The organism is Tateyamaria sp. (assembly GCF_059783535.1).
The window spans coordinates 25,527-48,012 of record NZ_JBYNDP010000015.1 but is presented as its reverse complement, the minus strand read 5'-3'; the positions used below and the strand labels follow the sequence as shown (position 1 = coordinate 48,012).

General features: G+C 55.3%; 23 protein-coding genes and 1 pseudogene. 11 read left to right on the top strand and 13 right to left on the bottom strand.

The window, feature by feature from the left end:
• Window positions 1–377, bottom strand: a pseudogene (locus tag AC6RA8_RS05350) (NADP-dependent malic enzyme); the annotation flags it as partial.
• Window positions 378–498: 121 nt separating this feature from the next.
• Between AC6RA8_RS05350 and mutS the strand changes: the two are divergent.
• Window positions 499–3,129 carry a DNA mismatch repair protein MutS gene (mutS, locus tag AC6RA8_RS05345; RefSeq protein ID WP_500351093.1) on the top strand — a complete coding sequence of 877 codons (2,631 nt, stop codon included), beginning with the start codon at window positions 499–501 and terminating at the stop codon, window positions 3,127–3,129.
• A 34-nt stretch (window positions 3,130–3,163) separates the two neighbouring features.
• Here the strand turns inward: mutS and AC6RA8_RS05340 are convergent, their stop codons facing one another.
• Window positions 3,164–3,727, bottom strand: coding sequence for a nucleotide exchange factor GrpE (locus AC6RA8_RS05340; protein ID WP_500351092.1), 564 nt, complete (start codon window positions 3,725–3,727; stop codon window positions 3,164–3,166).
• A 3-nt stretch (window positions 3,728–3,730) separates the two neighbouring features.
• Entirely contained in the window at window positions 3,731–4,801 is a 1,071-nt protein-coding gene (hrcA, locus tag AC6RA8_RS05335) for a heat-inducible transcriptional repressor HrcA (RefSeq protein WP_500351091.1), read from the bottom strand.
• Between the two features lie 100 nt (window positions 4,802–4,901).
• Here hrcA and rph point away from each other — a divergent pair, with 100 nt between their 5' ends.
• From rph to hemW, 3 genes are read left to right on the top strand one after another with little or no spacing between them, the layout of a single operon-like run.
• Window positions 4,902–5,615: a ribonuclease PH gene (gene rph, locus AC6RA8_RS05330; protein WP_500351090.1), complete on the top strand. Its 714-nt coding sequence runs from the start codon at window positions 4,902–4,904 to the stop codon at window positions 5,613–5,615.
• Window positions 5,612–6,223, top strand: coding sequence for an RdgB/HAM1 family non-canonical purine NTP pyrophosphatase (rdgB, locus tag AC6RA8_RS05325; protein ID WP_500351089.1), 612 nt, complete (start codon window positions 5,612–5,614; stop codon window positions 6,221–6,223). Before rph ends, rdgB begins: the two co-directional genes overlap by 4 nt.
• Entirely contained in the window at window positions 6,216–7,361 is a 1,146-nt protein-coding gene (gene hemW, locus AC6RA8_RS05320) for a radical SAM family heme chaperone HemW (protein ID WP_500351088.1), read from the top strand. The genes rdgB and hemW overlap by 8 nt, the downstream gene beginning before the upstream one ends.
• Here the strand turns inward: hemW and AC6RA8_RS05315 are convergent.
• The 7 genes from AC6RA8_RS05315 to hemJ all read right to left on the bottom strand — a co-directional run bounded on the left by AC6RA8_RS05315 (window position 7,358) and on the right by hemJ (window position 14,683).
• Entirely contained in the window at window positions 7,358–8,251 is an 894-nt protein-coding gene (locus AC6RA8_RS05315) for a ParB/RepB/Spo0J family partition protein (RefSeq protein ID WP_500351087.1), read from the bottom strand. The two genes, hemW and AC6RA8_RS05315, sit on opposite strands and share 4 nt — an antisense overlap.
• Before the next feature lies 1 nt (window position 8,252).
• The gene (locus AC6RA8_RS05310; protein ID WP_500351086.1) at window positions 8,253–9,062 is read right to left on the bottom strand and encodes a ParA family protein; all 810 of its coding nucleotides are present in this window, start codon (window positions 9,060–9,062) and stop codon (window positions 8,253–8,255) included.
• The gene (rsmG, locus tag AC6RA8_RS05305; RefSeq protein ID WP_500351085.1) at window positions 9,055–9,666 is read right to left on the bottom strand and encodes a 16S rRNA (guanine(527)-N(7))-methyltransferase RsmG; all 612 of its coding nucleotides are present in this window, start codon (window positions 9,664–9,666) and stop codon (window positions 9,055–9,057) included. The genes AC6RA8_RS05310 and rsmG overlap by 8 nt, the downstream gene beginning before the upstream one ends.
• A complete protein-coding gene (gene mnmG, locus AC6RA8_RS05300; protein WP_500351084.1) occupies window positions 9,663–11,522 on the bottom strand; it encodes a tRNA uridine-5-carboxymethylaminomethyl(34) synthesis enzyme MnmG in 1,860 nt (619 codons plus the stop codon). Before mnmG ends, rsmG begins: the two co-directional genes overlap by 4 nt.
• 13 nt (window positions 11,523–11,535) lie before the next feature.
• Window positions 11,536–12,819: a tRNA uridine-5-carboxymethylaminomethyl(34) synthesis GTPase MnmE gene (mnmE, locus tag AC6RA8_RS05295; RefSeq protein WP_500351083.1), complete on the bottom strand. Its 1,284-nt coding sequence runs from the start codon at window positions 12,817–12,819 to the stop codon at window positions 11,536–11,538.
• A 22-nt stretch (window positions 12,820–12,841) separates the two neighbouring features.
• Window positions 12,842–14,113, bottom strand: coding sequence for a transcription termination factor Rho (rho, locus tag AC6RA8_RS05290; RefSeq protein ID WP_500351082.1), 1,272 nt, complete (start codon window positions 14,111–14,113; stop codon window positions 12,842–12,844).
• A gap of 123 nt (window positions 14,114–14,236) precedes the next feature.
• Complete coding sequence (gene hemJ / locus AC6RA8_RS05285; protein WP_500351081.1) at window positions 14,237–14,683, bottom strand: protoporphyrinogen oxidase HemJ; 447 nt, start codon at window positions 14,681–14,683, stop codon at window positions 14,237–14,239.
• A 409-nt stretch (window positions 14,684–15,092) separates the two neighbouring features.
• On the opposite strand from hemJ, the gene AC6RA8_RS05280 reads away from it, so the two are divergent.
• The 4 genes from AC6RA8_RS05280 to dnaQ are packed head-to-tail and all read left to right on the top strand — an operon-like array spanning window position 15,093 to window position 17,807.
• Complete coding sequence (locus AC6RA8_RS05280; protein WP_500351080.1) at window positions 15,093–15,692, top strand: Maf family protein; 600 nt, start codon at window positions 15,093–15,095, stop codon at window positions 15,690–15,692.
• A gap of 15 nt (window positions 15,693–15,707) precedes the next feature.
• Entirely contained in the window at window positions 15,708–16,538 is an 831-nt protein-coding gene (locus AC6RA8_RS05275; RefSeq protein WP_500351079.1) for a shikimate dehydrogenase, read from the top strand.
• Window positions 16,535–17,128, top strand: coding sequence for a dephospho-CoA kinase (gene coaE / locus AC6RA8_RS05270; protein WP_500351078.1), 594 nt, complete (start codon window positions 16,535–16,537; stop codon window positions 17,126–17,128). The genes AC6RA8_RS05275 and coaE overlap by 4 nt, the downstream gene beginning before the upstream one ends.
• Window positions 17,121–17,807, top strand: coding sequence for a DNA polymerase III subunit epsilon (gene dnaQ / locus AC6RA8_RS05265; protein WP_500351077.1), 687 nt, complete (start codon window positions 17,121–17,123; stop codon window positions 17,805–17,807). The genes coaE and dnaQ overlap by 8 nt, the downstream gene beginning before the upstream one ends.
• Window positions 17,808–17,853: 46 nt before the next feature.
• On the opposite strand, the gene secB is transcribed toward dnaQ, so the two are convergent.
• Together secB and AC6RA8_RS05255 are read right to left on the bottom strand one after the other, a co-directional pair.
• Window positions 17,854–18,342: a protein-export chaperone SecB gene (gene secB, locus AC6RA8_RS05260; protein ID WP_189367219.1), complete on the bottom strand. Its 489-nt coding sequence runs from the start codon at window positions 18,340–18,342 to the stop codon at window positions 17,854–17,856.
• A 61-nt stretch (window positions 18,343–18,403) separates the two neighbouring features.
• Entirely contained in the window at window positions 18,404–18,871 is a 468-nt protein-coding gene (locus AC6RA8_RS05255; RefSeq protein ID WP_500351076.1) for an FxsA family protein, read from the bottom strand.
• 114 nt (window positions 18,872–18,985) lie between these two features.
• Here AC6RA8_RS05255 and AC6RA8_RS05250 point away from each other — a divergent pair, with 114 nt between their 5' ends.
• The 3 genes from AC6RA8_RS05250 to AC6RA8_RS05240 are packed head-to-tail and all read left to right on the top strand — an operon-like array spanning window position 18,986 to window position 21,263.
• On the top strand, window positions 18,986–19,645 hold the full coding sequence (locus AC6RA8_RS05250) for a Tim44/TimA family putative adaptor protein (protein ID WP_500351075.1): 660 nt from the start codon (window positions 18,986–18,988) through the stop codon (window positions 19,643–19,645).
• 41 nt (window positions 19,646–19,686) lie between these two features.
• Complete coding sequence (mltA, locus tag AC6RA8_RS05245) at window positions 19,687–20,676, top strand: murein transglycosylase A (RefSeq protein WP_500351074.1); 990 nt, start codon at window positions 19,687–19,689, stop codon at window positions 20,674–20,676.
• On the top strand, window positions 20,673–21,263 hold the full coding sequence (locus tag AC6RA8_RS05240) for a Smr/MutS family protein (RefSeq protein ID WP_500351073.1): 591 nt from the start codon (window positions 20,673–20,675) through the stop codon (window positions 21,261–21,263). The genes mltA and AC6RA8_RS05240 overlap by 4 nt, the downstream gene beginning before the upstream one ends.
• On the opposite strand, the gene AC6RA8_RS05235 is transcribed toward AC6RA8_RS05240, so the two are convergent.
• Window positions 21,246–22,484 carry an MFS transporter gene (locus AC6RA8_RS05235; protein WP_500351072.1) on the bottom strand — a complete coding sequence of 413 codons (1,239 nt, stop codon included), beginning with the start codon at window positions 22,482–22,484 and terminating at the stop codon, window positions 21,246–21,248. The two genes, AC6RA8_RS05240 and AC6RA8_RS05235, sit on opposite strands and share 18 nt — an antisense overlap.
• Window positions 22,485–22,486 lie beyond the last annotated feature (2 nt).

Below are 22,486 nucleotides of genomic sequence, written 5' to 3'. Positions count from 1 at the left end.
TTGACCGCTTGGCAGAAGGCATCGGGGTCTTCGGTGTCCAATTCGATGTCGATGGAATTCACGTCGGCAAAGCGTTTGAACAGAACCGCCTTCCCTTCCATCACCGGTTTCGACCCCAGTGCACCCAGATTGCCCAGGCCCAACACGGCGGTGCCGTTTGAAATCACCGCAACAAGGTTCCCCTTGTTCGTATAGTCGTAAGCTGTCTCAGGATTTTCAGCGATGGCCTCGCACGGGACTGCAACGCCTGGGCTGTAAGCAAGGCTCAGATCCCTTTGGGTCGTCATGGGCACGGTGGCCTGGATCTCGAATTTGCCGGGTGTGGGTTCCATGTGGAACGCCAATGCGTCTTCCGGCGTGACCTTTGTCTTGCTCATGTGCGGCTGTCCTCCCGTGGCACCATGGCGTCTTAACCTGCCGGATGCCGCGCCTCAATCGACTTTGGCTTTTCCTCGGGTCGCACCGTTTGTAATGTCGCGCGACGAACAGGGGGATGTCATGTCAGTCACGCCAATGATGGCGCAATATCTCGAGATCAAGGCGGCGCATCCCGGTGCGCTCTTGTTTTATCGGATGGGCGATTTTTACGAGATGTTCTTTGACGACGCCGTCGCAGCAGCCGAGGCGTTGGACATTGCCCTTACCAAGCGCGGCAAGCATGACGGCGCAGACATCCCGATGTGCGGCGTACCAGTGCATTCTGCCGAGGGGTATCTGCTGACGCTGATCCGCAAGGGGTTCCGCGTTGCCGTATGCGAGCAAATGGAGAGTCCCGCTGAGGCCAAGAAGCGCGGGTCCAAGTCTGTCGTAAAACGCGATGTCGTGCGTTTGGTAACACCCGGGACATTGACCGAGGACACACTGCTTGAGGCAAGGCGGCACAATTTTTTGGCAGCCTTCGCGGATGTGCGGGGTCAAGGTGCGCTGGCGTGGGTTGATATTTCAACGGGCGCATTTTCGGTTTTGTCGCTCGATTTGGCCTTGTTAGGGCCTGAATTGGCGCGTCTCGCGCCATCCGAATTGATCGTCACCGACACGAAGGAAGGCGAATTACGCCCCTTGGTCGAGGAGTTCGGCATTTCAATCACAACACTCGGCGGCGCGGCGTTCGACAGCTCAGCCGGAGCGGATCGGCTGGGTGGATTGTTCAATGTGCAGACATTGGATGCGTTCGGAACCTTCGCACGAGCCGAAGTCGGCGCCATGGGCGCGTTGGTCGAATATCTTGAGATCACACAAAAGGGAAAGCTGCCCCTGCTTCGGCCACCGCGGCAGGAGGTTCAGGCCCGAACAGTACAGATCGATGCCGCGACTCGGCGGAATCTTGAACTAACGTCCGCCTTGTCGGGTGGACGCAGCGGTTCGTTGCTGTCCGTGATAGACCAAACTATCACGGCAGCCGGTGCCCGCTTGTTGGAACGACGTCTCGCCTCACCCTCTCGCGTGTTAGAGACAATTTCGAACCGCCTGGACGCCGTGGCATTCAGTGTTGAAAATCGCGGTTTCACACAAGCAACCAAGGATGCGCTCAAGCGGGTGCCGGACATGGACCGCGCCCTATCCCGCCTGTCTTTGGATCGAGGGGGCCCACGGGATCTGGCCGCCCTCCGCAATGGCTTGGGACAGGCGCAAACCTTGTTCGATACGCAGCCCGATGATCTGCCATCACTTCTGGCAGGCGCATTCAAGGATTTGACAGGCCATAGAGATCTGATTGATCGCTTGGAAAACGATCTTGTGGCTGATCCCCCGCTCCTCGCCCGCGATGGCGGTTTCATCGCAACCGGCTGTGATGAAGAGTTGGACGAGGCGCGGCAGCTGCGAGACGAAGGACGGTCTGTCATCGCAAAGATGCAGCAGGACTATGCTGCGCAATGCGGCGTCCAATCGCTGAAGATCAAGCACAACAACGTGCTTGGATACTTCATCGAGGTTACAGCAACCCATGCTGACAAGATGATGTCCGCCCCGCACAACGACACCTTCATCCACCGCCAAACAACGGCCAATCAGGTACGCTTTACGACCGTCGAGCTTTCTGATCTGGAAACCCGCATCCTAAACGCCGGTGGGCGCGCGCTCGAGATCGAAAAGCGTCTCTACGAAGGGCTAAAGTCGCTTGTCCTGGATCAGGCGGCTCAAATCAGCCAAACAGCGCGCGCTTTGGCTGAGATCGATTTGGCAACAGCGCTTGCCGACTTCGCCACATCAAAAAACTGGTGCAAGCCAGATCTCGATAGTTCGCGGGCATTCGAGATTGATGGAGGACGTCACCCTGTTGTCGAACACGCCCTGTCACAACAAGGCGGTTCGCCATTCATAGCCAACGACTGCGAATTGAATGCCGACGATGGCGCTGCGGTTTGGCTTCTGACCGGGCCAAACATGTCGGGTAAATCGACATTCCTGCGCCAGAATGCTCTTATCGCGATCCTTGCGCAGATGGGCAGTTTTGTCCCGGCGCGTTCCGCGCATATTGGTCTTGTCAGTCAGATTTTCAGTCGTGTAGGCGCGTCTGACGATCTGGCGCGGGGTCGGTCAACATTTATGGTCGAGATGGTGGAGACAGCGGCCATTCTGAACCAAGCGGATGATCGTGCACTTGTTATTCTCGACGAGATTGGGCGCGGAACGGCGACCTACGATGGTTTGTCGATCGCGTGGGCGACTCTTGAACATCTACATGATGTGAACAAATCGCGGGCGCTGTTTGCCACACACTATCATGAGATGACGGCACTGGCGGGCAAATTGAACGGAGTCGAGAATGCCACCGTTTCAGTCAAGGAGTGGGACGGCGAAGTCATTTTCCTACATGAGGTGAAACGCGGTGCTGCTGATCGGTCTTATGGTGTTCAGGTAGCGCAACTCGCCGGCCTGCCACCAGCAGTGATTGCCCGTGCGCGTGTCGTTCTGGATGCACTGGAAAGCGGAGAACGGGAAGGTGGCGCAACGCAGAAGACGCTAATCGATGATTTGCCTCTGTTTTCTGCAACGCCGGCGCCACAGCCCGTAAAAACGGTGAATTCGCCTGCATTAGAGATGCTTGAGCATGTTCATCCGGACGAGCTGACGCCACGGGAAGCGCTAGACATCATCTACAAATTGAAAGACGCGGCCAAATCCTGACCGCGTCATTGTTGAGCGTTTTTGATTTGAAGCGTCAGCTTGCGGGCGTGGAAGACACACCAACTTGGGCCGGACGCAGCAGACGGTCATGCAGCATGAACCCTTCGGCCGACACCTGGATGATCTCACCGGCTTTGGTGCCGGGCACGGGCGCTTCGAACATGGCTTGGTGATGCTGGGGATCAAAAGTGTCGCCAACCTCGGGCGAAATACGCTCAATCCCATGCTTTTTGAACACGTTGAGCAGCTCCCGCATTGTCAACTCGACACCTTCCAACAGCGCCGCAGACACTTCGCGCTGCTCGTCAGTTGCTGACTCCAACGCACGCTTCATGTTGTCGTAAACGGGCAGCATGTCGCGCGCCAGTTTCGATCCGCCGTAGTTCTCGGCCTCGCGCCGGTCCTTGTCCGAGCGTTTGCGCGCATTTTCGGCATCCGCCAGCGCACGCATGAACCGATCTTTCAGTTCATCCCGTTCGGCACGCAACTGATCAAGCTCAAGCGCTTCATCATCAATTTCGGCCATCTCTTCGGCATATTCTTCTTCCGCGGCGATATCGATGTCGTCAAGAAAATCGTCGTTCTTGGGCTCAGCCATGTTTCACCTTTCATTGCGGTCGGTCAGCATCCGCCCGACCAGCTGGGCTGTGTAATCCACAATCGGAACGATCCGGCCATAATTCAGCCGCGTGGGTCCGATGACCCCAACCGCTCCGATAATCTTTCGATCCGCGTTCATATATGGGGAAACCACCAAAGAGGAACCCGAAAGTGAGAAAAGTTTGTTCTCTGAGCCAATAAAAATGCGCACACCATCGCCGTCTTGGGTCAGGTCCAGAAATTCAGCGATGTCCCGTTTACGTTCGAGGTCGTCAAACAACGTGCGGATACGTTCCAAGTCTTCGGCCTGTGTCGATTCGTCGAGGAGGTTGGACCGACCACGGACAATCAGGCGTTCCGGTGTGTCACCCTCCCCCTCCCAGGTCGCTAATCCACTTTCGACCAGAGCACGCGACAGCGCATCGATTTCTTGCCTGCGATCCTTGATCTCGTGTTGAACGATGGTCTTAACCTCGCTCAAGGTTCGACCTTCGATCATCGCATTCAGGAAATTGGCCGCCTCGCGCATCGACGATGGCGTTTGTCCCGGCGGCGGTTGAAACAAACGGTTCTCAACATGCCCGTCCGCAAACACCAGGACAACCAACGCCTGTTCGGGACCCAACGGCACGAAATCCAGATGCTTGATTTCTGCCTCGTGTTTTGGGGTCAGAACCAGCGATGCGCCATGGGTGACGCCGGACAAGGCAGAGCCGACCCGGTCCAGCAATCCACCAACATCTCGCTCATTTGATCCAAGCGTTGCGTCGATCTTTTCCTTGTCGGAATCGTCGGGAACTCCGACCTCCAGCAACCCATCGACAAACATGCGCAAACCCAACTGTGTGGGAATCCGACCAGCGCTGATGTGAGGGCTGTTGAGCAGACCCATGAATTCCAAGTCTTGCATCACGTTGCGGATGGTTGCCGCACTGACTTTTTCACTAAAATCACGCGTGAGAGTGCGCGATCCCACTGGATCACCCGAATCCAGGTATCCTTCGACCACACGACGAAACACTTCGCGCGAGCGATCGTTCATTTCGTCCAGAAGTTTCTGTGTATCCGTCATCGATTGGTATTAAAGGGCGCAGGTTTCAAAGGTCAATCGGGGTTGCCAGTGGGCACGACCCAAGGCTATCCCCCTTTCACACACGAAATAAGGAATTCACATGCGCCCCTCCGGTCGAGAACTGAGTGAAATGCGGTCCGTTTCCATCGAAACTGGCTTTACAAAACACGCCGAAGGGTCGGCCCTGATCAAAGTGGGCGACACGCATGTCCTTTGTACTGCGACAATCGAGGATCGCGTGCCTCCCTTCATCAAGGGATCCGGTCTTGGCTGGGTGACGGCGGAGTACGGAATGCTGCCGCGCGCGACAAACACGCGGATGCGGCGCGAGGCGGCTTCGGGCAAACAGGGCGGCCGAACCGTAGAAATCCAAAGACTTATCGGCAGATCGCTGCGAGCTGGTGTTGATCGTGTAGCGTTGGGCGAGCGCCAAATCACCGTGGATTGTGACGTGCTGCAAGCCGATGGCGGCACACGGTGCGCATCCATTACAGGTGGCTGGGTGGCGCTGCGCTTGGCCGTGAACAAATTGATGAAAGCCGGAGACGTGGTGACAGATCCATTGGTGTCCCCTGTCGCGGCTGTCAGCTGCGGTATCTATGCCGGTCAACCTGTGCTTGACCTTGATTACCCCGAAGACAGCGAAGCAGGCGTCGACGGTAACTTTATCATGACCGGTGACAAGCAACTGATCGAAGTCCAAATGAGTGCTGAGGGCGCCACCTTCAGCCGGGATCAGATGAATGCGCTGATGGATCTTGCCGATAAGGGCGTGAGCGAGCTGGTCTCCATGCAGCAAAGCGCAACTACATGACTCGACGGTTCGAAGGTGACCGCATTCTGGTCGCGACCCACAACGCGGGCAAACTGGAAGAAATGGAACAACTGTTCCAACCTTTCGGTGTGACCGTGGTTGGTGCAGCAAAAATGAAGCTGCCTGAACCCGAAGAAACGGAAAACACGTTTGTTGGCAATGCGCGCATCAAAGCCATTGCTGCTGTTCAGGCAACTGGTTTGCCTGCGCTTGCCGATGATTCCGGTATTCGGGTTGACGGCCTTGGCGGCGCACCGGGCGTTTACACTGCAGATTGGGCGGAAACACCAAATGGCCGGGATTTCATGATGGCCATGACACGTACCCATTCCGAACTGATGGAGCGCGAGGCGGCGCAGCCGTGGACCGCACGGTTTTGTTCGACCCTTGTTCTGGCATGGCCGGACGGGCACGAGGAAGTATTTGCCGGGACGGTTGAAGGCACATTGGTGTGGCCGGTACGTGGTCAACTTGGCCATGGGTACGACCCAATGTTCCAGCCCATCGGGTATGATCGCACCTTTGCTGAGATGCCTTCGGACGAAAAGAATGCGATCAGTCATCGGGCGGACAGCTTCAAGAAGCTGATCGCAGGCTGCTTTGGCTGAGGATTGGGAAGCGGGTGGCTTTGGCCTGTACGTTCATTGGCCGTTTTGTGCGGCCAAATGCCCGTATTGCGATTTCAACAGCCATGTAACGCAATCCGTGGATCACGGTGCCTGGTGCAATGCCCTCGTCTCCGAGGTTGAACGCGTCGGCGCCCTGACCAAAGGTCGCGTTTTACGGTCTGTTTTCTTTGGTGGAGGCACACCCAGCCTGATGGCGCCGAAAACCACAGAAGCCGTCCTTGATACTGTCGCAAAAACGTGGCCAATGGCGAATGATGTTGAGGTCACGCTCGAAGCGAATCCGACATCTGTTGAGGCAGACAAGTTCACCGCGTTTCGATCAGCCGGTATCAACCGTGTGTCCATGGGCATCCAGGCGCTGAACGATCCTGATCTGCGTGCGTTGGGGCGTTTGCACACAGCGGCGGAGGGTCTGGCCGCATTTGATATCGCCCGTTCGACCTTTGACCGAGTTAGCTTTGACTTGATGTACGGACGCCAAAACCAGTCTCTAAACCTGTGGGAATCGGAGTTACGAACAGCTTTGGCGCTGGGGCTGGATCACGTGTCTTTGTACCAACTAACGATTGAACCAGGCACAGCGTTTGGCGACCGTTACAAACGCGGAAAGCTGGGCGGCCTGCCGAACGATGACTTGTCGGCTGATATGTATGCCCTGACACAAGATGTGTGCGCCGAATTTGGGATGCCGCGATACGAAGTCTCGAACCACGCGAAGGACGGTGCGGAATCTCGTCACAATCTGATCTATTGGCGATACGGTGATTATGCCGGGATTGGGCCCGGGGCACATGGCCGACTGACGTTGCAAGGACAGCGGCGGGCGACAGAACAAAGGCGAATGCCAGCGGCTTGGCTGCTTAACGACAAAAGAACACAGGAAGAAGCGTTGTCAGGTGCGGATCAAGCCGTTGAATTTCTAATGATGGGCCTTCGTTTGGCAGAAGGTGTTGACCTAGATCGGTATGCTCGGCTCGCAAATCGATCCTTGGACGACGCCAAGATAAGAGAGCTTGCCGATATAGGTCTCATTACGCAAAAAGGTCAGCGTTTATCCGTTACGAATCAAGGGTTTAGCCTGTTGAACGCGGTATTGCGTACCCTATTGAACGACTAGCTGGAACTCAGACGCCGGCATAGGTCATCAAGCTGGTCCAAACTCTCGTATTGCAGCGTCAGGGTGCCGGATTCGCCGTCTGGTTTATGCGTCAGAGACACTTTGACACCCGTGGCCGCAGATAGATCATCTTCAAGCGCACGCGTATCTGCATCTTTCGCTGGAGCCTTGGGTTTGGGTGATCCTGTGAAAATGTTATCGCCCACATCCTCCGATGCTTTCTTAACAAGTGCTTCGGTCGCCCGAACGGACAGCTCTCCGGAAATTACTTTTCTGGCAAGCGCACTGGGATCATCTGCAGTAATCAACGCACGGGCGTGTCCGGCACTCAGCCTGCCATCAACCACAAATGTTTGAATGTCATCGGGAAGCTGCAGCAGACGCAAAAGGTTCGCAATGTGGCTGCGCGATTTGCCCAGTGCCTCGGCCATCTTTTCTTGCGTATGGCCGAAACGATCCATCAGTTGCTTGTAACCAGCCGCTTCTTCGATCGGATTCAAGTCAGCGCGTTGGATGTTTTCGATGATCGCCACTTCCAGGACTTCTGTATCCGAGAAATCGCGTACCAGAACTGGAAGGTCGTGCAGCTGTGCTTGTTGCGCCGCGCGCCAGCGGCGTTCGCCTGCAACAATTTCGTAGTCGTCCCCGGCAGGCCGAACAATCAAGGGCTGAAGGACACCCTTTTCCTTGATCGAGGCGACAAGATCCTCCAGCGGCCCGGCATCGAATTGACGACGCGGCTGATCTGGGTTTGGCCTGATCTTCTCGATCGGGATGCGTTGCTCGCCCGAGCTACCGGATGTGGTATTTATTGAAACTGGTTCCGCAACATCTGCCATTAGTGCAGACAGCCCGCGCCCTAAACCACGTTTCTTGTCGTTGCTTGCCATGTCAGGCTCCTACTGCTGCGTTATTGGCGACCAGCTCTTTGGCCAGGTCGCGGTAGGCGATCGCCCCTTTCGAGGTGGTGTCATAAGACAATACCGGCATCGCAAAGGACGGCGCCTCACTCACACGGACATTGCGCGGGATGCGCGTTTTGAAAACGATATCGCCCAGATTGTCCCGGGCATCCTGTTCCACTTGTTGCGACAGGTTGTTGCGCGCATCATGCATTGTCAGCACGACACCTTCGATCCGCAGTTTCGGATTGCCCGTTTGACGGACCTCTCGAACCGTCAACATCAACTGCGACAGCCCTTCCAACGCGAAGAATTCACTTTGCAGAGGCACAAGAACAGAGTTCGACGCGATCATCGCATTTACCGTCAAAAGGTTCAGCGACGGGGGGCAGTCAATCAAGATGTAGTCAAAGCCATAGGCATCCATATCCGTCTGCCGAAGCGCATCATGCAGAAGAAAGCTGCGCTTTTCATTTGAAATAAGCTCGATATCTGCTGAGCTCAGATCAACTGTCGCCGGCACAATAGCAAGATCGTCGATGTCCGTGGCCAGAATGACGTCTTTTAGCGGGACGTCATCCAAAAGAAGATCGTATGTCGTGTGCTCACGATCCTCCATTTCGATCCCAAGACCGGTAGATGCGTTGCCTTGTGGATCCAGATCAACCACCAGCACACGATTACCAATCTCTACAAGCGCAGCTGCCAGGTTGATGGTCGTGGTCGTCTTACCCACCCCCCCTTTTTGATTTGCAACAGAGATAATCTTGGGCCCGGGCGGGCGCGTCGGATCAGACACGCGTAATATCCTTGATCTTGAGGACGACTGCTTCTGCGTTTGTTTTACTTGGCATCGCTTCGTATGAAAACTGCCAGTTTTGCTTCGCAGCTTCAATCTCATCTTGCCATTGCGCACCCTTCTGAAAAAGGCAGAGCCCTCCTGTCACCAAGTGCGGTGATGCAAGAGAAAGCAGCGTATCCAAAGGCGCCAGCGCACGCGCCGAAACGGTATTTGCCTGCAGTGGTTCAACTTCTTCGATGCGACTTGCGACGACTTTCAATGGCAAATCCAGTTCACGGGCACATGTCCTCAGAAAGGTCGCCTTGCGCTGATCGCTTTCCACCAGGAAAACCGAGGTATCCAGCTCATTTGATTGCGCAAGAATTGCGATTGCGACGCCCGGCAGACCACCACCACTTCCCAAGTCAGCCCAAACTCCAGTTCGCGGCATGTAAACTTGAGCGCCATCCCAGATATGTCGCGTTTCAATGTCAGATACCGTTGATTTCGCAACAAGGTTGATCCTGGGGGTCCATTTACGGATCAGATCTGCATATGCCTGGAGCTTGTCGAGTGTTTCACGTGAAACATTCCCGTCCCACCAATCCGGCGCTTGCATCATGCCGACATCTTTTCCAGGAACCTGATCCGCCCAAGAACAAGCGCAAGAGCCGCAGGTGTCATACCGTCAATACGCGCTGCCTGGGCCAAGTCAGCCGGCTGAACGCGCTTGAGCTTGCTTTGGAGCTCCGCCGACAGACCAGAGATTGCAGTATAATCAAAACCTGCGGGGATTTTCAGAAGTTCATCTTTCCGCAGCTTTTCAACGTCTTTCTGCTGTCGCGCAATGTAATTTGCGTAGAGCGCATCGCGCGCAACCTGCTCCTGGATGTCTTTTGGAAACTCCAAAACATCAGGTACAAGCCCCGCCACTTGCTCAAAGGTCACATCCGGAAAGGCCAACACCTGAAACGGTGTCCTTTTGGTTCCGTCCTGATTGATACGAATACTCTGCGCTGCGATTTGCTTGGGTGTGAACTGTGTTTCGCTCAAGAGATCCCTCATCGAGGTTAGCTGCTCGAGCTTGTGCGCGTAGGCTGACATGCGGGCATCTGAAACGCATCCCAAATCGCGACCAAATTCTGTCAGTCGTTGATCAGCATTGTCCGCGCGCAATGAAAGCCGAAACTCAGCGCGTGACGTAAACATGCGATACGGCTCAACAACACCACGCGTGGTAAGATCATCGATCATTACGCCGATATAGCTTTGATCACGGCGGAAATGGACCGGCTCGGCATCTTTGACCTTACGAACAGCATTCAGACCAGCCACGAGGCCTTGTGCCGCAGCTTCTTCATAGCCCGTGGTGCCATTGATTTGCCCTGCCAAGAACAATCCTGGCACATCTCGCACAGAAAGATCAGCATTCAGTGCTCTGGGATCCACATAGTCATATTCAATCGCATAACCGGGCTGCAAAATTTTTGCGTGCTCCAAGCCAGTCATGGATTGCACATAGTCCACCTGTATCTCAGCCGGGAGGGACGTTGAAATTCCGTTGGGATAGATTGTGTGGTCGTTCAACCCTTCGGGTTCCAGGAACACCTGGTGTGACTCTTTATCAGCAAAACGAACAATCTTGTCCTCGATCGAGGGGCAATATCTTGGACCAACTCCTTCGATATGACCGCCATACATGGCGGATCTATCAAGATTATCCCGGATGATGTCGTGTGTTTTGGTGTTTGTATGCGTTATCCCGCAAGAGATCTGCCGAAGAGGCGCAGTTGACGACAAAAAGGAAAAGAGCGACGGATCATCGTCCGCCTCTTGTCGATCCAACCCATCCCAATTGATCGTACGTGAATCCAGCCTTGGCGGTGTGCCCGTTTTCAACCGCCCCGTGGGAAGTCCAAATCCATCAATTCGATCGGCGAGGGGAACTGAGGCACCATCACCCATACGCCCACCGGAGTATGACTTATCGCCAATATGGATCGTGCCACGCAAGAATGTGCCTGTGGTCAGAATAACGGCTTCGGCCAAAATCTCCGACCCATCAGCCAGACACACACCCGAAACAACGTCCTCTTTCATGAACAAATCAACCACCTCGCCCTCAACAATTGTGAGGTTTTGCGTGGTTTGCATTAAATTGAGCATGGTTTCCTGATACACAGCGCGATCCGACTGTGTACGTGGGCCCTGCACTGCGGGCCCCTTGCGACGGTTCAGAAGACGGAACTGAATTCCGGACGCATCAGCAACACGGCCCATAATCCCGTCCATTGCATCGATTTCGCGGACAAGGTGCCCCTTTCCCAACCCACCAATGGCCGGGTTGCAGGACATCACACCGATTCCTGAAATTTTCATGGTGACCAATACAGTCTTCGCGCCCATTCGCGCCGATGCATGGGCAGCTTCAGTTCCAGCGTGCCCGCCGCCTATAACAACCACCTCAAAATGTTTCACGTGAAACACTCCATCATTTACCTAGGCAAAAGCTCGAGAAAATCTCGTCCAGCAGGTTTTCAACGTCCACGCGGCCAACAACTGCCTCCAAGGATCGAATCGCAACCCGCATTTCATCTGCCGCAATATCATAGTGTTCTGATCCCGCACCAACCAACGCTGAGACAGAACACAACATCGACAATGCTTTTGTCATCGCTGCGCGATGTCGTTCGTGAGTAATCAGCCCTGCACTTTGCGTTCGTTCGGATAGAGTGGCGGTGATGCTTGATACAAGCTCATCTACACCATGCCCAGTGAGCCCAGAGATCGCAGGCGCATCATCATTTCTTTGATCCGCCTTCGGAGCCAGTACAATATCCCCTTCTGAAATAGGAACACTCAGATGCTCTCCTGGCTCAGCAAGAAAGACACGTAACTGCGCGGCACTGGCGCGCGATATTGCCCTGGCTATTCCTTCTGCTTCAATCTTATCTCCAGAATGCCGCAATCCGGCTGTGTCAAGCAAGGTCACCGGCAGTCCACCAAGGCTCATGCGCACCTCAATTATATCCCTTGTTGTGCCAGCGACCTCAGATGTTATCGCTGCATCGCGACGCGCTAGCGCATTCAACAATGTGGATTTACCAGCATTCGGCGCACCAACAATGGCCACCTCAAAGCCCGTTCGGATTCGTTCCGCAGCAGCAAACCCATCCAGCTGATTGGAAATGTCTTTCTCAACGGCCGACAAGAGGTTTTGAACTTCCGGGGTGACATCAACCGGTACCTCCTCGTCAGCGAAGTCGATTGTGACTTCGATCAGCGCCGCAGCTCGGATCAGTTGGCTGCGCCATATTTCAATGCGCTGCCCCAGCTCACCTGAGACCGTGCGCAACGCTTGCTGCCTTTGCGCTTCGGTTTCAGCCTCAATCAGATCGCCAAGACCTTCAACCTGCGCAAGATCCATCTTGTTGTTTTCAAGCGCGCGACGTGTGAATTCACCTGGCTCCGCCATCCGCGCATTGGACTTGCCAAGCTCACGCAGCACTGCAGAAACAACTGCGATGCTTCCGTGTAAGTGAAGCTCGACCACATCTTCGCCTGTAAAACTGGCCGGCGCGTCAAAAACGAGCACCAGTGCTTGGTCGAGCGTTTCACCCGAGTCGTCGCGCAAAACACGCATCGCAGCCTTTCGGGCCGCAGGCAGTGATCCGCACAGCTTCAATGCACAAGACTTAGCCTCGGGTCCCGAGATACGGACCACCGCAACGCCTGCGCGACCCTGCGCCGTGGCAAGGGCAAAGATTGTATCCATCCCCCTACCTCCGGCTGACAGATCAGGTGTTCATGGAGTCGAAGAATTCGCTGTTTGTCTTGGTCTGCTTGAGTTTCGAGATCAGGAATTCGATCGCATCCGTTGTCCCCATTGGGTTCAGGATACGACGCAGGACAAAGGTTTTTGCCAGATCCACCTTGTCGACCAACAGGTCTTCTTTCCGCGTGCCGGACTTGAGGATGTCGATAGCTGGGAAGACCCGCTTGTCAGCAATCTTACGATCCAGGACAATTTCGGAGTTACCTGTGCCTTTGAATTCTTCGAAGATCACTTCGTCCATCCGGCTGCCGGTATCGATCAGCGCTGTGGCGATGATGGTCAGCGATCCGCCCTCTTCGATGTTCCGCGCCGCGCCAAAGAAACGCTTGGGTCGTTGCAGGGCATTCGCATCTACACCACCGGTCAAAACCTTACCGGATGATGGCACCACAGTATTGAATGCTCTACCAAGTCTTGTGATCGAATCCAGCAAGATCACAACATCTCGTTTGTGCTCAACCAAACGCTTGGCTTTCTCAATCACCATTTCGGACACAGCAACGTGGCGCGTCGCCGGTTCGTCGAAGGTTGAGCTAACAACCTCACCCTTAACCGATCGCTGCATATCCGTAACCTCTTCGGGCCGCTCGTCGATCAAGAGAACGATCAGATAGCATTCCGGATGGTTCTTCTCGATGCTGGACGCGATGTTCTGCAACAGCACCGTCTTACCCGTTCGCGGCGGGGCTACGATCAGGGAACGCTGCCCTTTCCCGATAGGTGCCACCAAGTCGATGATCCGGGCCGACCGATCCTTGGTTGCTGGATCGTCCGTTTCCATCGTCAGACGCTCATCCGGATACAGCGGCGTCAGGTTGTCGAAAGCGATCTTGTGCTTGGCCTTCTCCGGTTCCTCGAAGTTGATCTTGGTGGCATTGGTCAGTGCAAAGTAGCGCTCGTTATCATCCGGGGCCTTGATCACCCCTTCAATCGTGTCGCCGGTCCGCAACGAGTATTGGCGGATCATCTCGGGAGAAACATAGATGTCGTCAGGACCCGGCAGATAGTTTGCCTCGGGCGAGCGCAGGAAGCCAAAGCCGTCTTGTAGAACTTCCAGCACACCGTCACCGGAAATCTCCCATCCTTCGTCCGCGCGTTCGCGCAGGATCTGGAACATCATCTCGCCCTTCCGCATGGTCGAGGCGTTTTCGATCTCCAGCTCCTCTGCCATAGCAAGGAGGTCTTTGGGGCTTTTCGCCTTGAGTTCAGCAAGGGCGAGGCGTTCTGCGGTCATGGGAATACTCTTGGCCCGCTTGGTTCAAGCGGTGCGCGTCCAGTCAATTGTAAAAGCTGTATGCGGTCCCCGGACGGGGTGCGACATCGCAGATAGGGGCTGTTGCGCCCTAAGTCAACGGTTTCAGAATTTCACGACCACAGACAGAACAATCAGAACCATGAGAAGCGTCGGCACTTCATTCATCATTCGGTACTGTCGTCCGCTTTTGATCGGGCCGCCCACTGCAAATGCCTTGCGTTGCGCGGCCAGCCAACCGTGGAAACCAGACATGGCCAGAATCCCAAACAACTTGGTCCAGGGCCACACGGCACTCCAGTCAACCACACCAGGGATCAAGACAAGGAGAAGACCAAACACCCATGTTGCGATCATGGCCGGGTTCATGATTACCTTGAGAAGCTTGTATTCCATGGTTTGGAAGAGCGCATGTGTATCACCTTCCAACCCGACACGTTCAGAGTGGTAGACATACAAGCGGGGCAAGTAGAACAATGCCGCCATCCAGGCGATTACCGACATGATATGGAATGCTTTGATCCACGGATAGAAGGTAATCAGGATATCCATGATAGTCCGGTCCTTACTGTTCCGATCCACCCTTATAAATAAATAAGAGAAAGAAAAAGGATGATGATTTTGTAGGGTGACCGATTTCTGTGGATTACTGTTTTTCCCAAAGGGTTGTGCACAGCGTGATAGGTTTATCCTCAGACATGCAAAATCATTGAGTGGTACAGAAAGTTTATTGAAAACAAGTGTTTAGTCTGGCCCTGTCCGATCAAAGTCGTGGATAGATCTGTGAGTAAAACCAAACAACATCTGTTGCCCTCAACATGTCATTTGTTCTTTCGCACTTGGGAAGGATCACTGTGAATCTGGCTCGCGACGCCAGATACATAAGGGGAAACCGACAACCGGCTTGCTTTCACGGGTTTGATCCCGCAGTTCACAAGGCGTGACACACAAGGATATCCACATGGACACCCCCATCGTTCTTGCATCGGGCTCCGACATTCGGGCCCAATTGCTGCAAAACGCAGGGATAGAATTCGAGGTCATGGTGCCTCGAATAGATGAAGAAGCGGTTAAAGCTGCCTTGATCGCCGAGGAAGCATCACCGCGTGACATTGCCGATGCGCTGGCCGAAATGAAGGCGCGCAAGGTGGCTGACAAGTTACCGGATGCGATGGTCATCGGATGTGATCAGGTTCTTTCTTTCGACAACGATCTTCTGTCGAAGCCGATTGACCGAACAGACGCCGTCACCCAGCTGCGCGCCATGCGTGGGCAGCGCCATATGCTGCTATCGGCGGCCGTCATTTATCATGAAGGTAAGCCCATCTGGCGCCACGTGGGACAGGTTCGCTTGCGCATGCGAAATGTGTCTGACGCATATCTTGATGGATATATCGAACGGAATTGGGATGACATTCGTCACTCAGTTGGCGCATATCAACTAGAGGCCGAGGGGGTACGCCTGTTCCACAGCATCGAAGGGGACTATTTCAATGTCCTTGGGATGCCATTGTTGGAGCTTCTGGCATTCCTGACGCTGCGCGGTGTGATCGACGGATAATCAAAGGCAAACGGGATGAGCGACAAAATTCCTTTGGCGGGGGTCATCGGATCCCCAATTTCACATTCGAAGTCACCGCAACTGCATCGGCACTGGCTGAAGACGCTTGGGTTACGCGGCGACTACATCCCCATGGACGTGTCGGCACAGGATCTGGAGACAGTTTTGCGGACCTTGCCCAAAGCCGGTTTTGTCGGGGTGAATATTACCATTCCACACAAAGAGGCAGCACTGGAGATTGCCGATCTTGTTACGGATCGTGCGACCTTGATCGGGGCCGCAAACACCCTGATCTTTCGCAAGGATGGCCAGATCCATGCGGACAACACGGATGGGTATGGATTCATCGAGAACCTAAAGGCTGGAGCGCCCAACTGGCACCCCCAAGCGGGTCCGGCCACGGTTCTGGGTGCCGGCGGTGCAGCACGTGCGGTCATTGCTTCGCTTCTGGATGCAGGCGTTCCCGAGATCTTGTTGACCAACCGAACACGGGTTCGAGCGGAAAAACTCGCTGATGACTTTGGAAAGAAGGTGTCGGTTGTTGATTGGGTTCAAGCCGGGAACATTCTCGAGGACTCTGCCCTTGTGACCAACACAACGTCACTTGGAATGATCGGTAAACCGGCAATGCGCATTCCCTTGGACGGTTTGCGGCGCGACACCATTGTCACCGATCTCGTCTACACACCCCTAAAGACTGACCTGCTTGCGGCGGCCGAGGCAGCGGGCTGCGTGACTGTTGATGGGCTTGGCATGTTGCTGCATCAGGCAGTGCCTGCCTTTGAGCGTTGGTTTGGTCATCGGCCCGCAGTGGACAGCGCAGCACGCGCTGCGGCCTTGAGATGACATTCAAACTTGGGCTGACCGGATCCATCGGGATGGGCAAATCCACAACAGCCCAGATGTTCAAGGACGAAGGATGCGCAGTATGGGACGCTGACGCCGCTGTTCATCGTCTGTACAGCCAAAATGGCGCAGCCGTCGGCCCGATTGGAGAAATTTTCCCAAGCGCTGTCCTGAGCGGGGCTGTCTCTCGCGATGCACTACGCGAAATTATCTCTAATGACGCGGACGCTCTCGCCCGGATTGAGGCCATTGTGCATCCACTGGTCGCAGATGATCGAGCACGTTTCGTTGCCGCGACAGACGCGGATATCGTCGTCTTTGATATCCCGCTTCTGTTTGAGACAGGCGGTGAAACGGCAATGGACGCAGTTGCGGTTGTTCATGTCGATGCAGAAATGCAAAGGGCGCGTGTCCTCGCACGGGGAACGATGACCGAGGCGCAATTTCTATCAATCCTGGCAAAGCAGATGCCGAGTGCTGAAAAATGTGACCGGGCTGACTTCGTGATCGAAACCGACACGGTTGAACATGCCCGCGCTCAGGTTCATTCTGTAGTTCAGCAGATCAAAAGCGGATTGTCACATGCGTGAAATCGTTCTCGACACGGAAACGACTGGGTTCGACCCGGAAAGCGGCGACCGGATTGTCGAAATTGGGGCGATTGAACTGCTCGGCCACGTTCCAACCGAAAACGTGTTCCACGAGTATATCGACCCAGAACGCTCGATGCCGCAGGAAGCCTTTGAAGTGCACGGTCTGGGCGATGACTTTCTCCGCGGCAAACCGAAGTTCGCGGCACTTGGTCAGAAGTTTCTGGATTTCGTGGGTGATGCGAAGCTGGTGATCCACAATGCTGCCTTCGATATGAAATTCCTGAATGCCGAACTGAAATGGATGGGCCTGCCGCAAATTCCATTTGATCGGGCCATCGATACGCTTGATATCGCGCGCCGCCGCTTTCCGGGGTCGCCCGCATCACTTGATGCACTGTGCCGCCGCTTTGGAATCGACAACTCTGCCCGAACGCTGCACGGCGCCTTGCTCGACAGTGAAATCCTGGCCGAAGTTTATCTGGAGTTGATTGGCGGACGTCAGCCAGACTTTGGACTATCGACGTCTTCCAGATCGGGATCCAATACGATTGAGGTCGAAAACTGGACGCCGCCGCCGCGTCCCCGCGCCTTGCCATCTCGGGTGACCGGGCAAGAGCGTCAGGCACACGCGGCGTTTGTGGCCAAGCTCGGCGATGACGCCCTTTGGCCGAAATAAGAAAGGCCCGGTGCGATGACCGGGCCTTCCTGCATATTCACATCTGTCAGTTGATCGGTTGTTCAGCTGGCGCTGCCTCTTTCTGCCGGCGCGCGATTTCGTTCCGGTAAAGAGATACGAAGTCGATATTCTCAAGGTTAAGCGGCGGGAACCCACCGTCGCGCGTGATGTCGCTGACCACACGGCGCAGGAATGGGAAGATCATCCGAGGGCATTCAATCAGAAGGAAAGGATGAAGCTGGTCTTCTGGTACGTTTTCGATGTGGAACATGCCGACATAGTCAATTTCCAGAACGAACAGAACCGTGTCACCTTCTTTCGCCTTGGATGTTACGTTCAGCTTAATCGCGCTTTCGTACTGGTTCTCCTGACCGCGCTTCTTGGCGTCCAGATTGACTTGTACCTGTACATCTGGCTGCACGTCCGGCGCTGCGCCTTTTTGCGACACAATGTTTTCAAATGACATGTCGCGAATGTATTGGCCCAGCACGCGCATTTGCGGTGCGGCGGGTGGTGTGGCTTGTTCTTCGGCCATCAGCTCTTTCTCCGAGGGAAACGATAAATCCCGCGCTTCGTATCAGCTTGGGCCACTGGCCTCAATGCTTGGTCCAGCCTGATGGCCCCCGAACTTCACGCCGGTCGGGATCAACCTCGGTATACTCACCCTCAACAATGTCCGGGCGTGGTGGTCTTTGGCCGTGTGTTGAGAATGTGGTGACGTTGATGCGGCTTCGCGCCCAACGGAAAACAGCAAGTCGGACGCCCGGCACAAGCAGTGCAAACCCCACCGCATCCGTGAAGAAGCCCGGGGTCAGCAGCAGGGCACCGGAAAACAGGATCATGGCGCCATGCGCCAGTGCTTCGCTTGGGTCGCGCATCTGGTTGAAGGACGACTTAACCTGCCCTAGCGCCTGTATTCCCTGAGCGCGCACCAGCATGGTGCCCAAAACAGCCGTGACAACCACAATCAGAAGGGTCCAACCCAAACCGATGGTACCGCCAACCTGTATGAACAAGGCGATCTCGATCAATGGGACCAGAAGAAAGGCCAGAAACAGCCACATCCGCGTTATCCTTTCGTTTCCACAGGGGGCCGTACAGTGGACTTGCGCCCCCCGTGCACCTACATAAGGGTCCGACAAGGCTGTTGCCACCCGACCCCGAATGACGAGGCATGAATGAATTCTCCGCTTATCCAGTTGCTGGTCCTTGCTGGCATCGCTGTTTTCCTGATCCTGCGCTTAAAAAACGTGCTGGGAACACGCGATGGATTCGAACAGCCTCCCGTTCCGAAACAAGTTTCCGAACGGTCTGGGCGTCATGACTTTGAGGTGATTGAAGGTGGCCCCGATCTGGATATCACCGATCATGTTGACGAAGACAGCAACGCCGCCAAGGCATTGGCAGAAATGAAACGGGTGGAACCATCGTTTCAGGTGTCCGACTTCCTACAGGGTGCCCGTGGCGCATACGAGATGATCGTCATGGGGTATGAGCGTGGTGATCTCGCCGACATCCAGCCTTTCCTGTCGGAAGAGATTTACGAGTCGTTCGTAGACGGAGTTGCCGCTCGCGAGGATCAAGGGCTGACCATTGAAGCCGAATTTATTGGTGTTCGGGAGCTGAAACTGATGGACGCGACCTTTGATCCCGAAACGGGCGAAGGCGAGCTGACCATCCGTTATGTCGCAGAATTGAAATCTGCTGTTCGCGATCAGGGTGGAGATATCGTAGAAGGTAGCCTGACTGAGGTGAAGCGGCAGAAAGACACATGGGCCTTTGCGAGAACCATGGGGGCAGACGACCCGAATTGGCTACTGGTGTCTACAGACGCTTAGTACGTCTTTGCGCCTTATCCTTCTGCGCGATTGTCTGGACCATGACCGCCGCTGCCTCTGATCTGAAGTACACGGTGCTGGACTTTGATGCGTTGGATGGATGGCCGCAGGATGATCACGCCGCAGCACTGACCACGTTTCGCAATACATGTCGGGATATGGATGATCCCGATTGGCGGTCTCTGTGCGCTTTGGCAGGCGATGTGCCGAATGCGCGCGCCTTTTTTGAACTCTTCTTTCGCCCCGTTCTAATCGAAGACGGTGCACCGGCGCTGTTCACAGGGTATTTTGAACCGGAGTTGGAGGGATCACGTCGTCGCAGCGCACGCTATCGCTTCCCAGTCTATGCTATGCCGCCAGAAGCGCGGCACATACGTCCCTGGTTGACCCGCCGCCAAATCCTTGAAGGGCCTGTGATGCAAGGCCGGGGCCTCGAGATTGCCTGGGTCGATGATCCGGTTGAGCTGTTCTTTCTTCAAATCCAGGGGTCCGGTCGTATTCGTCTGCCCAATGGCCAAATGATGCGCGTGGGATTTGGCGGAGCCAATGGGCACAAATATCGATCCATTGGGGCAGAGCTGGTACGCCGTGGCACTTTTGCTTCGCATCAAGTGAGTGCACAGGTCATCCGGAACTACGTTCGAAACAACCCGGTAGTTGGCAAAGAACTGCTGTATCACAATCCGTCCTACGTATTCTTTCGCGAAGTGAGCGAAGTGCCGGCAGATCGCGGACCATTGGGGGCAATGAACCGGTCCATCACGACAATGCGGTCCATAGCGGTCGATCCGGCCTTTGTTCCTTTGGGGGCTCCGGTTTGGATCGAAAAAGACGGGAACGGACCCTTGCGACGATTGATGATCGCGCAGGATACCGGTTCAGCCATCAAGGGTGCACAGCGCGCCGACGTTTTTTTTGGTACCGGGGACAAAGCAGGTCGCGAGGCCGGACGCTTGAAGGACCCGGGCCAGATGATGGTGTTGATGCCGATCCAACGTGCCTATGCCCTGTTGCCTGAGAGCGCGATATGACACGCCGCAAGTTGCGCCCGGACGAAGAAGAGTTGTGGCGAAAAGTGGCGGACAAGACGGAGCGGCTTCATCCTGACAAGCCGTTTCATCCAGATGATTTTGTGACAACACCAGCCCCCAAGCCCCGCGCGAAACCAGCATTCGAAATCGCTCCGGTGATGGGGAAGACATCCGCGACAAAGCCATCTACGTCGGTCAACCTGACGCCTTCAATTGTGGATCAGGTTGCAACCCAACCGGTGCAGATGGATCGGAAGGCGTTCACCCATATGAAACGCGGCAAGCTCAAGCCAGAGGGTAAGCTGGACCTGCATGGCATGACGCTTGACCGCGCGCATCCGGCACTTACTCGATTCATCCTGTCTGCGCAGTCCCAAGGCAAGCGGTTGGTTTTGGTTGTCACGGGCAAAGGCAAGAACCGCGACGATGATGGCCCCATACCTGTCCGTTTCGGGGTCTTGCGCCATCAGGTGCCGCAATGGTTGTCCATGCCGCCGCTGTCGTCGGTCGTGTTGCAGGTCAGTCAGGCCAATATCCGCCATGGTGGCGGAGGTGCATATTATGTGTACCTACGTCGCCTCAGGTAAATCACCGCGCGCTCGTTGAATGCCAATCCACATGCAGGCAGTCGCCAGCAGGAAATAGGCCGCAACGCCAACGTATTGCACGTTTAAATCAACGCCTACGTCGATCAATCCGCCGGTAAGGCCGGGCCCGATCGCTGAACCCAACACCATGACCGCGGCGGCCATCGCCTTGATCGCCCCAATGTGGCGAGTGCCGTAGAATTCCGCCCAGAACGCGTTGGGCAAGGTCGAATTTGCACCGGTTGTCACGGCGAGAAATACGAAGCCGATGGCAGCCACAGTCAGCGATTGTGCAAGCGCAAAGGTCACGAAGGCCACAACCATTGGCAGCTGGAAAAATGGGATCAACCGTGCGGTGCCGAACCGATCCAATGCGATGCCGGATAGGACCATCGCCGCGATTCCGACGACAGTGTAGATGGGAAACAAAGCGACGAGGGACAGGTGCGACCACCCCTTGATCTCAGCGAAATAGACCTGCTGGAAAAAGAATGCGGTGTTGAAGGCCGCGGGCCCAATCAGCGCTGGCACCATGAACCAAAACAGAGGGTGGCCCAACGTATCTGTACGGGTCCAATGTCGGGCCTTCATACCGACGCTTTGATTTTCATCAGCCATGGATTGCGGTGTGCGCTCCTCCCCTAGCAAACGCCACAGAATGGGCACGCCTAGCAGCGCTATGGCAGCCGCCAAAACCCACAGAACACGCCAATCCAGAAATGCCATCAATGCCACAAATAGAAGGGGTAGAACGGCCTCGCCCAAGGAAAAGCCCAAAGTGGCAATGGCAAGCGCACGGCCGCGGGATGCCACGAACCATCGTGCCATCGCCACAATCGCGATGTGGCTTGTCATTCCCTGTCCGGTCAGGCGCAGTGCAAAGATCACAATGGGAAGAAGCGCAGCGTATGGATTGATGGCCATCAACAGGCACGATCCAGCAAGCAATGCGAGCACGACCATGCCCAAGCTACGGGCTCGGAAACGATCTGTCAGGCCACCCGCCCAGATCATCACAACCGCAGACGCAGCAGTTCCAAGACCATAGATCGCACCCCAATCGCCATGCGAGAGCGCAAAGTCACCTTGGATTTGCGCCGCAAAGATCGAGATGAAAAAGGTCTGTCCGAAGGACGAGAGCAGGGTGAGCAGTGCACCTGCGGCCAGCCATTGCTGATTGCTTTTCAGAAAATGGATCAGGGGCTCCGACCCGGACAGCATCC